Genomic DNA, 14,364 nt, shown 5'->3' with positions numbered 1-14,364 from the left:
GCCCGGATGGCACCTCTGGGTCATGATCATCTCGCCCGGACGGACCTTCATCTTCGTGCATATCCCGAAAACGGGCGGAACCTCGATGGCCCTGGCCCTCGAGGCGCGGGCGCATCGCGACGACATCCTGATCGGAGACACGCCGAAAGCCATCAAGCGCAAGCGCCGTCTGACCGCCCTGAAACCCCGGGGCCGGCTTTGGAAACACAGCACGCTGGCCGATATCGACGGCATTGTCAGCCCCGAGGATCTGGATGGACTTTTCGTCTTCACCATGGTGCGCAACCCGTGGGATCGGATGGTCAGCTACTATCACTGGCTGCGGCACCAGCGGTTCGACCATCCGGCGGTCAGACTGGCGAAAGCCCGGTCCTTCGACGCGTTCGTCCTGCACCCCGAGACCAGCGCAAGCCTGCGCGCCTTTCCTTATGGCCGCCATGTCACCGACGCCAATGGTCGGGACCGCGCCGCGGCCTTCGTGCGCCTCGAAGCACTGCAAGAGGATCTTGCTCCGGTGGAAAAACACCTGGGGTTCACGCTGACCCTGCCGCGCGCCAATGCCTCGAACCGGCCCGCGGACTACCGCACGGCCTATTGCGACCGATCGGCAAAGGCGGTGGCCGAGATGTGCGCAGCCGACATCGCGCGGTTTGGCTATCGGTTTGATGCCTGAAAATTATGCGGACAGGCAAGGTTCGCTGAATAAGACAGCGAAATGTCCGTAAATTGCTGCGCTGCAGCACGGCGTCGGGATATTTTTGGTCCCCTGCGGGTTAGCGTGACAACACCGCACGTCAGAGGCGGACATTGTCAAAAGGGAGGACACTTGAAAAAGGAGTTTTCCCATGTGTCTGACGACCGAAGCCCTCGCCTTGTTCCTCAACATGATCATGGTGCCCGAGATCACGATGGAACCGGGCCGCATCATCGTCCATGCCGAATCCCGCGACGCCCATTGGGTCGCGGTCGAGGATGAATGGTGCACGATGGCACCGCAGATCGACAGGCTGGACCGCTTCGCGACGCTGCGGGCAGAGTAACCCCGACCGGCGCCAGACCGAAAACCGCCCGCGCAAGGGCGGGCGGCGTCCGAACGTCTGTTGCGGGCGGTCTCAGGCCACCGACTTCTCCGGCGCGAAGCGTCCGTAGAAGCTCTGACCTTTCGCGGCCATCTCGCGCAGCAGGTCGGGGCAGGCGAAACGGTCGCCGAACGCTTCGACCAGCTCATCACAGCGGACCGCCGCATATTCCGAACCCAGCATGTCGAGCCAGGACAGCGGGCCCCCGGACCACGGTGCAAAGCCCCAGCCAAGGATCGCGCCGACATCGCCTTCGCGGATGTCCATGAGAACACCGTCTTCCAGCGCCCGCACCGCTTCGAGCGACTGCGCAAAAAGCAGACGATGCTGCACGTCGATCAGATCGGGCTGGTCCTCGGCTTCGGGATACTGCGCCTTGACCACATCGGACAGACCCTGACGCTTGCCCTTGTCGTCATAGTCGTAGAACCCCGCCTTGGTCTTGCGGCCCAGCCGGTCTTGCTCTTCCATCCAGAAGATCACCTCGTCCACCTCGCCATCGGGATAGGCATCCCCCATCGCCGCCTTGGTGGCACGGGCGATCTTGGCCCCCAGATCAATCGACGTTTCATCGACAAGCTGCAACGGACCCAGCGGCATGCCCACCATCTTGGCGGCGTTTTCGATGAGGGCAGGGGACACGCCTTCCTTCACCATCCGGATACCTTCGTTGATGTAGGGAATGATGCAGCGGTTGGCATAGAAGAACCGCGCGTCATTCACCACGATCGGCGTCTTCTTGATCTGACGCACAAAGTCGAGCGCCTTGGCCACGGCGCGATCACCCGTTTGCTTGCCCTTGATGATCTCGACCAGCATCATCTTCTCGACCGGCGAGAAGAAGTGAATGCCGATATATTGCTCGGGCCGCCTGGACGCCTTCGCCAGATCGCTGATCGGCAAGGTCGAGGTGTTGGTGGCAAAGATGCAGTCTTCGCCGATGACCTTCTCCACCTCGGCGGTGACCTCGGCCTTGATCTTGGGATCCTCGAACACCGCTTCGACGATCAGGTCACAGCCCGCCAGATCGTTGTAATCCGTTGTGGCCGTGATCCGCGCCAGCATCGCGTCGGCCTTGTCCTGAGTGATCTTCTTGCGTGACACGCCTTTGGCCGTGTAATCGGCGGAATAGGCCTTGCCCTTGTCCGCCGCCGCCTGTTCGCGGTCGAGCAGCACCACCTCGATCCCCGCCTGCGCCGACACAAGCGCGATGCCCGCGCCCATCATGCCGGCACCCAGGATGCCGACCTTCTTGACGCGCTGATCGTTCACGCCTTCGGGCCGCACGGCACCCTTTTCAAGCGCACCCTTATTGACGAACAGCGACCGGATCATCGCCCCCGAAGAGGGGTTCATGATGATCGACGTGAACCACCGCGCCTCGATCTTGAGCGCGGTGTCGAACGGCACCAGAGCACCTTCATAGACCGCCGACAGCAGCGCCTTGGCCGCCGGATAGACACCCTTGGTCTTGCCGTTGACCATCGCCGATGCCCCGACGAATGTCATGAAGCCCGCCGGATGGTAGGGCGCGCCGCCCGGCATCTTGTAGCCCTTGGCGTCCCACGGCTTGACCAGATCGGCATCCTTTGCGTTCAACACCCAGTCTCGCGCCGCCGCCATCGGGTCTTCGCTGACCTCGTCGATCAGGCCCGCCGCCTTGGCTTTTGTCGGATCCGACAGCTTGCCTTCCAACAGGAACGGCGAGGCCGCCATTGCCCCCATCTTGCGCGCCACACGGGTCGTGCCGCCCGCACCGGGGAAGATGCCGACCATGATTTCCGGCAGGCCGATCTTGGCCTTGGGATTGTCGGCGGCAAAGACGCGGTGACAGGACAGCGGAATCTCCAGCCCGATGCCAAGCGCGGTGCCCGGCAGTACCGCCGCGACCGGCTTGCCGCCCTTCTGGGTCTTGGCATCCATGCCCGCCAGCTCGATCCGGCGCAGCACGCCATGCATCTTCATGATGCCTTCGAACACCGCCTCGGCCCCGGCCTCGCGCAGCGTCGCCAGCACGTTGAGGTCCATCCCGGCCGCGAAATCGGGCTTGGCGCTGGTGATGACGATGCCCTTGACGGCCTCGTCCCCCAGCGCGGACTGCACCAGGTCATCGAGCGTCTGCAAGCCCTCGAAGCTCAGCACGTTCATGGATTTCTCGGGAACGTCCCAAGTGATCGTCGCAACGCCCTCGGCGTCTGTGCTCATCGTGAAATCGGTCATTCTCTGTCTCCCACAGGGCGCTTGGCCCAGAAAATCATTTCGGTCGGTCCATGGGCCAGCCCGACGCCGCCCCGAACCCGCTTGCCACGCTGAAACAGCGCCATGTCCCGTCGCCCCCGAGCCGCAGCTGCATGGAAGACGCGAACGGCTCCACCATGCGCTTGCCGCCCCGCAGGAGCTCGGTCTCGTATCGGCCCACGATCAGTTCCGGACCAAGCTGCTCCACATCCCGGGAGGTCCGGATCATGGTGTCGATGCCAGCCCCCTCCATCATGTCGATCCAGGCGGTGAACCCTTGCTGCAGCTGGGCCTCGTCGGACACGATATGCGTCTCGTCCCGCGTCGCGACGGTCAGCGGCAGAAGCACGGCATCCCGGTAGGTGGCGAAATCCGCGTCGAAGAAGGAATCCCCGACACGGTCCAGCCAGGCCTGAAAGTTGACCGCCGGCATGGATCAGACCCGCTCGATGATCGTCGCGGCCCCCATGCCCGAGGCGATGCACAGCGTGGCAAGGCCCGTTCCCTTGCCGGTCCGCTCGAGCTCGTCCAGCAGGATGCCGATGATGATCGCACCGGTCGCGCCCAACGGATGGCCCATCGCGATGCCGCCGCCATTGACATTGACCTTGCCGGCATCGACGTCGAACGCCTGCATGAAGCGCAGCACGACCGAGGCAAACGCCTCGTTGACTTCGAAAAGGTCGATGTCGCTGATGCTCATGCCGCTGTCGGCAAGGATCTTTTCCGTCACCGGCACCGGCCCCGTCAGCATGATCGTCGGATCGGTGCCGATCTTGGCGGTGGCCTTGATCCGCGCGCGGGGCTTCAGACCCCATTTCTCGCCGAACGCCTTGTTGCCGATGAGCACACCGGCGGCCCCGTCCACGATGCCCGACGAATTGCCCGCGTGGTGGATATGGTTGATCCGCTCCAGGTGCGGGTATTTCATCAGCGCCACCGCGTCGAAGCCCGGCATGACCTCGCCCATCTGCTGGAACGACGGGTTGAGCGCGCCAAGGCTCTGCATGTCGGTGCCGGGGCGCATGTATTCGTCATGGTCCAGGATCGGCAGACCGTTCTGGTCGCGCACGGTGAGGATCGACTTTGCAAAGCGCTTGTCATCCCACGCCGCCTTGGCGCGGCGCTGGCTTTCCACCGCAAGGCTGTCGGCATCGTCGCGGGAGAATCCGTATTCGGTGGCGATGATGTCGGCCGAAATGCCCTGCGGGACGAAATAGCTCTCCATCGCGATGCTCGGATCAACCGCGATCGCCGCCCCGTCGCTGCCCATGGCAACCCGGCCCATCATTTCCACGCCACCGGCGATATAGGCCTCACCCGCACCGCCGCGCACTTGGTTGGCGGCAAGGTTCACCGCTTCCATGCCAGACGCACAGAACCGGTTGATCGCAAGACCGGGGATCGACTGATCCAGCCCCGAGGCCAGCACGGCGGTCCGCGCAAGGCACCCGCCCTGTTCGCCGACCTGCGTCACGTTCCCCCAGATCACGTCCTCGACGGCATGGCCGTCCAGGCCGCTGCGCTCCTTCACCGCGTCCAGCACCTGCGCGCTCAGACGCACGGATGTCACTTCGTGCAGGCTGCCGTCCTTGCGGCCCTTGCCCCGCGGCGTGCGCACGGCGTCGTAGATATAGGCTTCCGTCATTCTGCTCTCCGTTTCAGGCCCGGTCCGCAGGGGAGCCGGGCATCAGGTCGTATGGGTGTTTCCAGCGTGGCAGGGCTTCGATGCCCGTGAGCCAGCGGTCGATATTGGGCCAGTCCGCCCGGTCGAAACCGAACGGCTCGGGATAGAAAAGGTAGCCGCAGCACGAGATGTCGGCGTTGGTCACCCCGTTACCAACAATCCAGTCGCGGCCCGCAAGATGCGCGTCGAGCACGGCATAAGCCGCATTCAGCCGCCCCTGCATGAAGCCGATCACCTCCGCCGGGCGCTTGTCCTCGGGCAGGAAATTCATCAGGAACCGCGTCATTCCGGCCTGGCTGCTGAGCTTGTGGTTGTCCCAGAACACCCAGCGCATCACCTCGCGCGCCTCTACCGCCGAGGCCCCACCGAACTTGCCGGATTTTTCCGTCACATACATCTGGATCACGCCCGACTGCGTCAGCCTCACATCGCCATCCACCATCACCGGCGCTTCGCCCATCGGGTTGATGTTGGTGCGGTAGTCCGGCGTACGGGTCTCGCCGCCGAAGAAATCCACCTTCACCGGCGCCCACTCGAGCCCGCTCAGTTCCAAAGCCAGCGCCGCCTTGTAGGCATTGCCGCTCTCGCCGAAGCAATAGAGTTCGATGGTCATTATGTGAGGTCCTCGACTGACAGCGCCTGCCGCGCAGGCCGGGATGCCTCCGGCGGGAGTTTATCTTGCAAGATGAAGCGGGAAACGGTCTCTTCTTTACCGCCCGTTAAGGTTAATGGCTCCAGGGTGAAACGGCATGGCAGGCTGGAGAGCTGAGCCATGTGCAAGGTGAAGCCCCGCCGACAGTGCCTGACGCCGCGTGGTAAAGAGGCCGACCGGCGGGGTGGAGCTTGCCGCGCTCCTTCATCTTGCCGGATAAACTCCCGCCGGAGGCATCCCGAACCTGTTGTTTGCGCAATGGCTGACAGCATCAGAGCGCCCTCGCGATCAGCTCTTTCATGATCTCGTTGGTGCCGCCGTAAATCCGCTGCACGCGCGCATCGGCCCACATCTCGGCGACGGCGTATTCCTGCATGTAGCCATAGCCGCCATGCAGCTGCACACATTCGTCCAGCACTTCGCCCTGCGTGTCCGACAGCCAGTATTTCGCCATCGCGGCTTTCTCGACCGACAGGTCTCCGCGCAGATGCTCTTCCATGCAATTGTCCAGAAACGCGCGCGCCACGGTGGTCTTGGTCTGGCATTCCGCCAGCTTGAACCGGGTGTTCTGGAACTGTGTCAGCGGCCCGCCGAACGCCTCGCGTTCCTTGCAATAGGCGATGGTGCGGGCAACAGCGCCCTCCATCGCACCCACGGCGCCGCAACCGATGATGAGCCGTTCCTGCGGCAATTGCTTCATCATCTGATAGAAGCCCTGACCTTCTTCGCCGCCCAGCAGGTTTTCCGGTGCGATCTCGACGTTGTCGAAGAACAGCTCGGACGTGTCCGCCGCATGGCAGCCGATCTTTTCAAGGTTGCGTCCGCGCTGGAATCCCTCGGCCCCGTCGGTTTCCACGACGACCAAAGACGTGCCTTTTGATCCCAGCGACGGATCGGTCTTGGCTGCCACGAGGATCAGGTTGGCGTGCTGGCCATTGGTGATGAACGTCTTTTGCCCCGACAGCCGGTAGGCGTTGCCATCTTTCACCGCGCGCGTCTTGATCCCCTGCACATCCGATCCGCCCGACGGTTCGGTCATCGCCAAGGCGCCGACCAGTTCACCCGTCACCATCTTCGGCAGCCAGCGTGTCTTCTGCTCTTCCGTGCCGTAGGATAGCACGTAATGGGCGACGATGCCGGAATGGATGCCGTGCCCCCAGCTTGCCAGGTTGGCGCGGCCTGCTTCCATCAGGATCACCGCCTCGTGGCCGAAATCACCACCCGCGCCGCCATATTCCTCGGGCACCGACGGGCAGAGCAGGCCCAGTTCACCGGCCTGTGCCCATGTCTCGCGGTCCATCTGGCCCTGTTTCCGCCATTTGTCGTAAAGCGGCTGCCACTCGGTTTCGATGAACTTCGCGGTCATCTCGGCAAGCATCTGGTGCTCGTCGGTCATCCAGTTTGATCGCATGGCTCCCCCCAATCCCGCTTATCGTTTGCGCGCCTCGAGCTCGGCGTTGAACAGCCGCAGCCGATGCCCCAGCGCCTCGTCATCCGTGACGCTGTCGAAATTCTCGAACAGGAAGGACAGCGCCTCGCCCTCGTCCAGACCCGCCTCACCGGCGAACCGTTTGAGACGTCGATAGCCATCCTCGGTCATCGCGACCGGAAAGCGGCGGGTCAGGCGAAAGCGTTTCGGCATCTGTCCTCCGTAGGGTGCGTGCTTGCACGCACCGCTTGCTCAGAAATTGGCGGCCTCCAGCGCCATCACGGGCTCGGCTCCGGTTTCGATGCGCGCCAGGTGCATCCTGGTCGCCGGAAGCTGTCGCGCCATGTAATATCGCCCGGTGGCCAGCTTTGTCTCGAAGAACGCCACGTCCGAGGCACCGTCTGCCAAAGCCTTCGACGCCGCAAGCCCCATCCGTGCCCACATGTAGCCAAGGCAGACATGGCCGAACATGTGCATGAAGTCATACGACCCGGCCAAAGCGTTGTTCGGGTTCTTCATGCCCTCGGACATGAAATACATCGCCGCCGCCTGCAAATCCTTGGACGCCGCCTTGAGCGGGTCGAGGAAATCACGGTCAAACGCCTCGTCCTGGCCTTTGGTTTCGGACGCGAATGTCTTGATCATGTCGAAGAACGCCATGACATGCTTGCCGCCGTCCTGCGCCAGTTTCCGGCCCACCAGATCGAGTGCCTGAATGCCGTTTGCACCTTCGTAGATCATGGCGATCCGGGCATCGCGGGCGAACTGGGACATGCCCCATTCCTCGATATACCCATGCCCGCCATAGACCTGCTGGGCGTTGACCGCCATCTCGAAGCCCTTGTCGGTCTGGAAGCCCTTGATGATCGGGGTCAGCAGGGAGATCAGGCCATCGGCGTCGGCGTCCGAATTCTTGTGCGCCCGGTCGATCAGGTAGGCGCCCCAATAGGTGAAGGCGCGCGCCCCTTCGACAAAGCTTTTCTGATCCATCAGGTTGCGGCGGATGTCGGGGTGCACGATGATCGGGTCTGCCGATTTCTCGGGCGCCTTGGCCCCGGTCACGTCACGGCCCTGAAGCCGGTCATTGGCATAGGCCACGGCGTTCTGATAGGCGACTTCGGCCTGCGCGTAGCCCTGAAGGCCGACACCCAGGCGCGCTTCGTTCATCATGGTGAACATCGGGCGCATGCCCTTGTGCATCTCGCCCACGAGATAACCCGTCGCGTCGTCATAGTTCATGACGCAGGTCGAGTTGCCGTGGATGCCCATCTTCTCTTCGATCTTGCCGACGGACACGCCGTTGCGGTCGCCCAGCGATCCGTCTTCCTTCACGATGAACTTGGGCACGATGAAGAGCGACACGCCCTTGATGCCATCCGGCCCGCCGGGGATTTTCGCCAGAACGAGGTGAATGATGTTCTCGGCCATGTCGTGATCGCCGGCCGAGATGAAGATCTTCTGACCGGTCAGCTTGTAGCTGCCATCGTCCTGCGGCACCGCCTTGGTGCGCATCAGGCCCAGATCGGTGCCGCAATGCGGCTCGGTCAGGTTCATGGTGCCGGTCCATTCGCAGGTCGTCATCTTGGGCAGGTAGGTCTGCTTCTGATCGTCCGACCCGTGCATGTAGATCGCGGTATAGGCGCCATGGGTCAGGCCCTGGTACATGTTGAACGCCATGTTGGCCGACACGAAGGGTTCCTGTGCGGCCGTGTGCATGAGGTAGGGAAGACCCTGACCGCCATAGTCCGGATCGCAGTCCAGCGCGGTCCAGCCGCCGTCGCGCATCTGGTCGAACGCCTCCTTGAAGCCGGTGGGCGTGCGCACGACGCCGTTTTCCAGCACGCAGCCTTCGGTGTCGCCCACCGCGTTCAGCGGCATCAGCACTTCGGAGGCCAGCTTGCCCGCTTCCTCGATCACCGCGCCCGTGAAATCGCGGTCAAGTTCGTCATAACCGGGAATGTCCTGTTCCGAGGCGTTCAGAACGTCGTGCAGAATGAACTGCATGTCTTTCAGAGGTGCGTGATAGCTTGGCATTGCGGTCTCCCTGACTGCGGCGCGGCTCAGCCGGCCGCGCGTTTGTTCTGTTCCATCGAGGCAAGCATCTTCTCGCCCCAACGCATCTGTTCCTTGAGTTCGTCGATGGCCTGGTTAAGCTCGTCGCGTTGCGATTCCATGTCGGCCAGGCGCTGCTGGGCAATTTCATAGGTCCGGGCCAGCTGAGTGTGCTGCTGGTCACCCATGTGATAGAGATCCAGCAACTGGCGAATTTCCTCGAGGCTGAAGCCGAAGCGCTTGCCGCGCAGGATCAGCTTTAGCCGCGCGCGGTCGCGCTTGGTGAACAGGCGCTTTTGTCCTTCGCGGATGGGGAACAGCAGTTCCTTGGCTTCGTAGAACCGCAATGTGCGCGGCGTCACGTCGAACGCGTCGCACATTTCCCTGATCGTCATGATGCGGTCGTCGGTCATAGTCATCATCCTTGTCCGATGCTCTTGTGGCACCGAAATGCGAAGGCCGATGTCTTCTTACAATGGGAAATGACGTTGACGTAACTCGGACGCGGCGTCACTTCCAGGTTGACGTAAGATCAGGCAACGTCACCCTGTCCGCGCGGAAACAATCTTTCGGTGCGCTTCGGGAAAGCTGCGCGGACGAGATGGGCAAACGGGCGGAAACACCCAGCCGGCACAATCAGAGCGCGATTCGGCGCCAGCGGAAAAGTGCCGTCAGTCGCCCAGGGTCGCCACGGTCTCGTCGCGCAAGGACTGCAATTCGTCGATTGCCTCGTCAAGCTGCTTGCGCTGCTCGTCAAGCTCTGCCAGCTGTCGGTCGGCCAGTTCGATCCAGGCGCGCATCTGCGCCTCGGTGCCTTCGTTTTCGTAGATCAGAAGCCATTGACGGATATCTTCAAGCTGAAACCCGAACTTGCGTCCGCGCAGGATCAACGTCATGCGCGCCACTTCCTTCGGACCATACCAGCGTGACCGGCCATCCCGCTCGGGCTGGAGCAGTTCGATATACTCGTAATAGCGCAGCGTGCGCGGCGTCACGTCGAACTTCGCGCACATCTCCTTGAAGCTGAGCTTTTTCTCCGTCATTCCATTCCCTCTCTTGCGACCGATGATAGGAGCCGCCCAAGGATTGAGCAACCGCCCTCCTGCGCTCTCTGGTCCTCGCCGGTCTGGCGTCGTAGACAGGGGCGACTGACAGGAAATGCCGATGACCGCCGACAAAGTGACAATCGCCCGACAATTCATCGAACTGATCCCGCATGCCAGGGCGCTTGGCATGCAGATCATGGAAATTGCCGATGGCATGGCCGAGATCAGCATGCCCTATGACGAACGCTTCATCGGCGATCCCAAGACCGGGGTGATCCATGGCGGCGCGGTGTCGGCGCTGATGGACACCTGCGGCGGCGCGGCGGTGATGAGCCACCCGGACGCGCCCGCGGGCACCGCGACGATCGACCTGCGCATCGACTACATGCGCGCAGCCACCCCCGGCCAGACGATCACCGCGCGGGCCGAGGTCTATCACATCACGCGCTCGGTGGCCTTTGTCCGCGCCACCGCCTGCGACGACGACACCGACCGCCCGGTGGCCACCGCCACCGGCGCCTTCACCGTGGAGGGGAGCTGACATGGAACGCAAGGCTCCCGAACCCGTCCAGGTCGTCAAGCAGCGCCGCGACGCCGCGCTCAACGCCCTGGTCAGCGGTGTGCCCTACATCACCTTCATGGGCATCAGCTTTGACCGGCGCGGCGACGAACTGACCGGGCTCCTGTCCTTCGACGACAAGCTGATCGGCAACCCGATGCTGCCGGCGATCCATGGCGGCGTGACGGCGGCCTTTCTCGAGGTGACCGCCGTGATCTCGCTCAGCTGGGCCTATATCTGGGAAGATTTCGAAAGCGGCGCCCTCGATGTCGAGGCGCTGGCCGCCGGAGACCTGCCGCGCTTGCCCAAGACGATTGACTTCACCGTCGATTACCTGCGCTCGGGCCTGCCGCGCGACGCCTATGCGCGGGCCACGATCACCCGCGCCGGGCGGCGCTATGCATCGGTGCAGGCGATCGCGTGGCAGGACAATCGCGACCGACCCTTTGCTCAGGCGACGGCGCATTTCCTGATGCCGCGCGATGACTGACACGGCGCTTGCGCCACGCGACGTCACGAATGGCCGCGTTCTCGGGATCGCGCTGCCCATCGTGCTGTCGAACGTCACGATCCCCATCCTGGGCGCGGTGGACACCGGCGTAGTCGGCCAGATGGGCGAAGCCGCCCCGATCGGCGCGGTGGGCCTCGGCGCGATCATCCTGTCGGCGATCTACTGGGTATTCGGCTTTTTGCGCATGGGCACGACCGGTCTGACCGCGCAGGCGAAGGGGCAGGGCAACCGCACCGAGGTGGCGGCCCTGCTGACCCGTGTCCTGATGATCGGCTTCGGCGCCGGGGCCATTCTCATCCTGCTGCAAGCCCCGCTGCTATGGGCGGCCTTTCATATCGCGCCCGCCAGCGACGAGGTCGAAGGCCTCGCGCGCAGCTATATGCAGATCCGCATCTGGTCGGCGCCGGCGGCGATCGCGATCTTCGGCATCATCGGCTGGCTCATCGCGCAGGAACGCACGCGCGCCGTGCTGGTGCTCCAGCTCTGGATGAACGGCGTGAACGTGGTGCTGAGCGTGCTGTTCGTGCTGGGCTTGGGCTGGGGCGTGAACGGCGTGGCCTTTGCCACCTTCCTCGCCGAATGGAGCGGTCTGGCGATGGGTCTATACCTCTGCCGCGCCGCCTTTCGGGTGCCCGACTGGCGCGACTGGGCGCGGGTGTTCGAGCGGTCCAAGCTGGTGCGCATGGCACGGGTCAATTCCGACATCCTGATCCGGTCGCTGCTGCTCGAGGCGGTGTTCCTGTCCTTCATGTTCCTGGGTGCGGATTTCGGGGATGTGACGCTGGCGGCCAACCAGGTGTTGTTGCAGTTCCTCTACATCACGGCCTATGCGCTCGACGGCTTCTCCTTTTCCGCGGAGGCGATCGTCGGGCAGGCGGTCGGCGCCCGCGCAGTGCCGCTGCTGCGCCGCGCCAGTGTCCTGGCGAGCCTCTGGGGCCTCGGGGCCTCGGTCCTGCTGGCGCTGGGATTCTGGGTCTTCGGCGCGCAGGTCGTCGACCTGATGGCCAAGAACGCCGAGGTGCAGCAGGCGGCGCGCGCCTACCTGCCCTGGATGGCCGCAGCGCCGGTGCTGGCGCTGGCCTCCTTCATGTTCGACGGAATCTTCATCGGTGCCACCCGCACGGCCGACATGCGCAACATGATGTTCGTCTCGGCGCTGATCTACGCGGGTGCTGCATTCATGCTGGTGCCGAGCTTTGGCAATCACGGGCTCTGGATGGCGCTTCTGATTTCCTTCGTGGCGCGGGGCCTGACGCTGGCGGCGCGCTATCCGGCGCTGGAACGGGCGGTGGCGCGTTAACCCGGCATTTACCTTGATTTGCCAAAACCGGGCGCATGACACGACTCCCCGATCACCTGACCCCCGAAATCTGGCTGACCCAGATGCTGTCCTCGGCAGAGGCGCAGAAGGGCGGCGTGGTCAAGCGGCAGATCCGCGATGTCGAACGGCTCGTGGGCCGCGACGCCTTTGTCGCCGCCGTCGAGGAACGTGGATTCCAGGCGGTGCGCAACGGACGACATTACGTGGTGTTCTGCAACGATCAGCCGATCCGGCGCGTCCGGTAGAAGCGATTTCGAAATCGCTTGCCCAAGCCAATTCGAATTGGCTTGAAAACCGCGTTTCGAAACGCGGTCCCAAGCGCCTTCGAAGGCGCTTGCCCTTGCCCATCGCGCAGCACATCGCTACCTGTGTCCTGTTCGACAAGAGAGGCGCGCGCGATGAACGATCTATTCAACAGCTTCATGACCGGTCCCGACGAAAAGGGCCGGTTCGGCATCTTCGGCGGACGCTTTGTCTCCGAAACCCTGATGCCGCTCATTCTCGAACTCGAAGAGCAGTACGAGCGCGCCAAGACCGACGAGAGTTTCTGGTCCGAGATGGACTTCCTCTGGAAGCATTACGTGGGCCGCCCGTCGCCGCTCTATCACGCCGAACGCCTGACCGAGCGGCTCGGCGGCGCGAAGGTCTACATGAAGCGCGACGAACTCAACCACACCGGCGCGCACAAGATCAACAACGTGCTGGGCCAGATCATCCTGGCCCGCCGCATGGGCAAGACCCGCATCATCGCCGAGACGGGCGCCGGTCAGCACGGCGTGGCCACCGCCACCGTCTGCGCCAAGTTCGGCCTGAAATGCGTCGTCTACATGGGTGCGCATGACGTCGAGCGCCAGCAGCCCAACGTCTTCCGGATGAAACTGCTCGGCGCCGAAGTGATCCCGGTCACATCCGGTCGCGGCACGCTCAAGGACGCGATGAACGACGCGCTGCGCGACTGGGTGACCAATGTGCGCGACACGTTCTACTGCATCGGCACCGTGGCCGGCCCGCACCCCTATCCGGCGATGGTCCGCGATTTCCAGTCGATCATCGGCAAGGAGGTCCGCGATCAGATGCACGAGGCCGAGGGCCGTCTGCCCGACACGCTGATTGCCGCCATCGGGGGCGGGTCGAACGCGATGGGCCTGTTCTATCCCTTCCTTGACGACAAGGAGGTCAGCATCATCGGCGTCGAAGCGGGCGGCAAGGGTGTGAATGCCAAGATGGAGCATTGCGCGTCCCTGACCGGGGGGCGGCCGGGTGTGCTGCATGGCAACCGCACCTATCTCTTGCAGGACGATGACGGCCAGATCCTCGAAGGGTTCAGCATTTCGGCAGGGCTCGATTATCCGGGCATCGGGCCGGAACACGCCTGGCTGCACGACATTGGCCGCGCGCAATACGTGTCGATCACCGACGCCGAGGCGCTGGAGGCGTTCCAGCTGTGTTGCGAGATGGAAGGCATCATCCCGGCGCTGGAGCCCAGCCACGCATTGGCCCATGTGATGAAGATCGCGCCCGACCTGCCCAAGGATCACATCATCTGCATGAACATGTGCGGACGCGGCGACAAGGACATCTTTACCGTCGCCAAACACTTGGGATTCGACATGGGCTGACCGCAGCCACCTCAACCTGACCTTCAGACCCCTCGTGCTCCTGGCGCGAGGGGTTTTTCTTTGTCCGCCACCTTCCCAAGGGTCCGCATAAACTGCGGTTTAGGCGCATGGGACAGTGGTTTATGAACCCCGCCCTAAACCGCCGGCCAATATCCTGCGAACATCCAGGTG

16 protein-coding genes are annotated in these 14,364 nt (G+C 63.4%); 7 read left to right on the top strand and 9 right to left on the bottom strand.

What is annotated here, in order from left to right:
* Positions 1 to 22: 22 nt before the first annotated feature.
* Together LCF60_RS06775 and LCF60_RS06770 are read left to right on the top strand one after the other, a co-directional pair.
* Positions 23 to 673, top strand: coding sequence for a sulfotransferase family 2 domain-containing protein (locus LCF60_RS06775; protein ID WP_292290711.1), 651 nt, complete (start codon positions 23 to 25; stop codon positions 671 to 673).
* Positions 674 to 845: 172 nt separating this feature from the next.
* Positions 846 to 1,040, top strand: a complete 195-nt coding sequence (locus LCF60_RS06770) for a hypothetical protein (RefSeq protein WP_292290612.1) — start codon at positions 846 to 848, stop codon at positions 1,038 to 1,040.
* A 72-nt stretch (positions 1,041 to 1,112) separates the two neighbouring features.
* Here LCF60_RS06770 and LCF60_RS06765 read toward each other — a convergent pair whose 3' ends face one another.
* The 9 genes from LCF60_RS06765 to LCF60_RS06725 all read right to left on the bottom strand — a co-directional run bounded on the left by LCF60_RS06765 (position 1,113) and on the right by LCF60_RS06725 (position 10,180).
* Positions 1,113 to 3,299, bottom strand: coding sequence for a 3-hydroxyacyl-CoA dehydrogenase NAD-binding domain-containing protein (locus LCF60_RS06765; RefSeq protein ID WP_292290611.1), 2,187 nt, complete (start codon positions 3,297 to 3,299; stop codon positions 1,113 to 1,115).
* 34 nt (positions 3,300 to 3,333) lie between these two features.
* A complete protein-coding gene (locus LCF60_RS06760; RefSeq protein ID WP_292290610.1) occupies positions 3,334 to 3,750 on the bottom strand; it encodes a hypothetical protein in 417 nt (138 codons plus the stop codon).
* Positions 3,751 to 3,753: 3 nt separating this feature from the next.
* On the bottom strand, positions 3,754 to 4,965 hold the full coding sequence (locus tag LCF60_RS06755) for an acetyl-CoA C-acetyltransferase (RefSeq protein WP_292290608.1): 1,212 nt from the start codon (positions 4,963 to 4,965) through the stop codon (positions 3,754 to 3,756).
* Between the two features lie 13 nt (positions 4,966 to 4,978).
* Positions 4,979 to 5,617: a glutathione S-transferase gene (locus LCF60_RS06750; RefSeq protein ID WP_292290607.1), complete on the bottom strand. Its 639-nt coding sequence runs from the start codon at positions 5,615 to 5,617 to the stop codon at positions 4,979 to 4,981.
* A gap of 310 nt (positions 5,618 to 5,927) precedes the next feature.
* A complete protein-coding gene (locus LCF60_RS06745; protein WP_292290606.1) occupies positions 5,928 to 7,067 on the bottom strand; it encodes an acyl-CoA dehydrogenase family protein in 1,140 nt (379 codons plus the stop codon).
* Positions 7,068 to 7,085: 18 nt separating this feature from the next.
* The gene (locus tag LCF60_RS06740) at positions 7,086 to 7,298 is read right to left on the bottom strand and encodes a hypothetical protein (RefSeq protein WP_292290604.1); all 213 of its coding nucleotides are present in this window, start codon (positions 7,296 to 7,298) and stop codon (positions 7,086 to 7,088) included.
* A 39-nt stretch (positions 7,299 to 7,337) separates the two neighbouring features.
* Positions 7,338 to 9,119, bottom strand: coding sequence for an acyl-CoA dehydrogenase C-terminal domain-containing protein (locus LCF60_RS06735; RefSeq protein ID WP_292290602.1), 1,782 nt, complete (start codon positions 9,117 to 9,119; stop codon positions 7,338 to 7,340).
* Between the two features lie 26 nt (positions 9,120 to 9,145).
* Positions 9,146 to 9,550: a MerR family DNA-binding transcriptional regulator gene (locus tag LCF60_RS06730; protein WP_292290600.1), complete on the bottom strand. Its 405-nt coding sequence runs from the start codon at positions 9,548 to 9,550 to the stop codon at positions 9,146 to 9,148.
* Between the two features lie 258 nt (positions 9,551 to 9,808).
* A complete protein-coding gene (locus LCF60_RS06725) occupies positions 9,809 to 10,180 on the bottom strand; it encodes a MerR family DNA-binding transcriptional regulator (RefSeq protein ID WP_292290599.1) in 372 nt (123 codons plus the stop codon).
* A gap of 115 nt (positions 10,181 to 10,295) precedes the next feature.
* Here LCF60_RS06725 and LCF60_RS06720 point away from each other — a divergent pair, with 115 nt between their 5' ends.
* The 5 genes from LCF60_RS06720 (at position 10,296) to trpB (ending at position 14,193) form a co-directional block, all read left to right on the top strand.
* Positions 10,296 to 10,724, top strand: coding sequence for a PaaI family thioesterase (locus LCF60_RS06720; RefSeq protein WP_292290598.1), 429 nt, complete (start codon positions 10,296 to 10,298; stop codon positions 10,722 to 10,724).
* A 1-nt stretch (position 10,725) separates the two neighbouring features.
* The gene (locus LCF60_RS06715) at positions 10,726 to 11,232 is read left to right on the top strand and encodes a PaaI family thioesterase (protein ID WP_292290597.1); all 507 of its coding nucleotides are present in this window, start codon (positions 10,726 to 10,728) and stop codon (positions 11,230 to 11,232) included.
* Positions 11,225 to 12,553, top strand: a complete 1,329-nt coding sequence (locus LCF60_RS06710; RefSeq protein ID WP_292290596.1) for an MATE family efflux transporter — start codon at positions 11,225 to 11,227, stop codon at positions 12,551 to 12,553. Before LCF60_RS06715 ends, LCF60_RS06710 begins: the two co-directional genes overlap by 8 nt.
* Positions 12,554 to 12,588: 35 nt before the next feature.
* A complete protein-coding gene (locus tag LCF60_RS06705) occupies positions 12,589 to 12,819 on the top strand; it encodes an N-(5'-phosphoribosyl)anthranilate isomerase (protein WP_292290595.1) in 231 nt (76 codons plus the stop codon).
* A gap of 153 nt (positions 12,820 to 12,972) precedes the next feature.
* Positions 12,973 to 14,193 (top strand): tryptophan synthase subunit beta, encoded by a 1,221-nt coding sequence (gene trpB, locus LCF60_RS06700; RefSeq protein WP_292290594.1) that lies wholly within the window; start codon positions 12,973 to 12,975, stop codon positions 14,191 to 14,193.
* Positions 14,194 to 14,364: the final 171 nt, after the last annotated feature.

Origin of the sequence: Marivita sp., assembly GCF_020055635.1 — a bacterium.
GTDB lineage: Bacteria > Pseudomonadota > Alphaproteobacteria > Rhodobacterales > Rhodobacteraceae > Marivita.
This window is presented reverse-complemented; position numbering and strand designations above follow the sequence as displayed.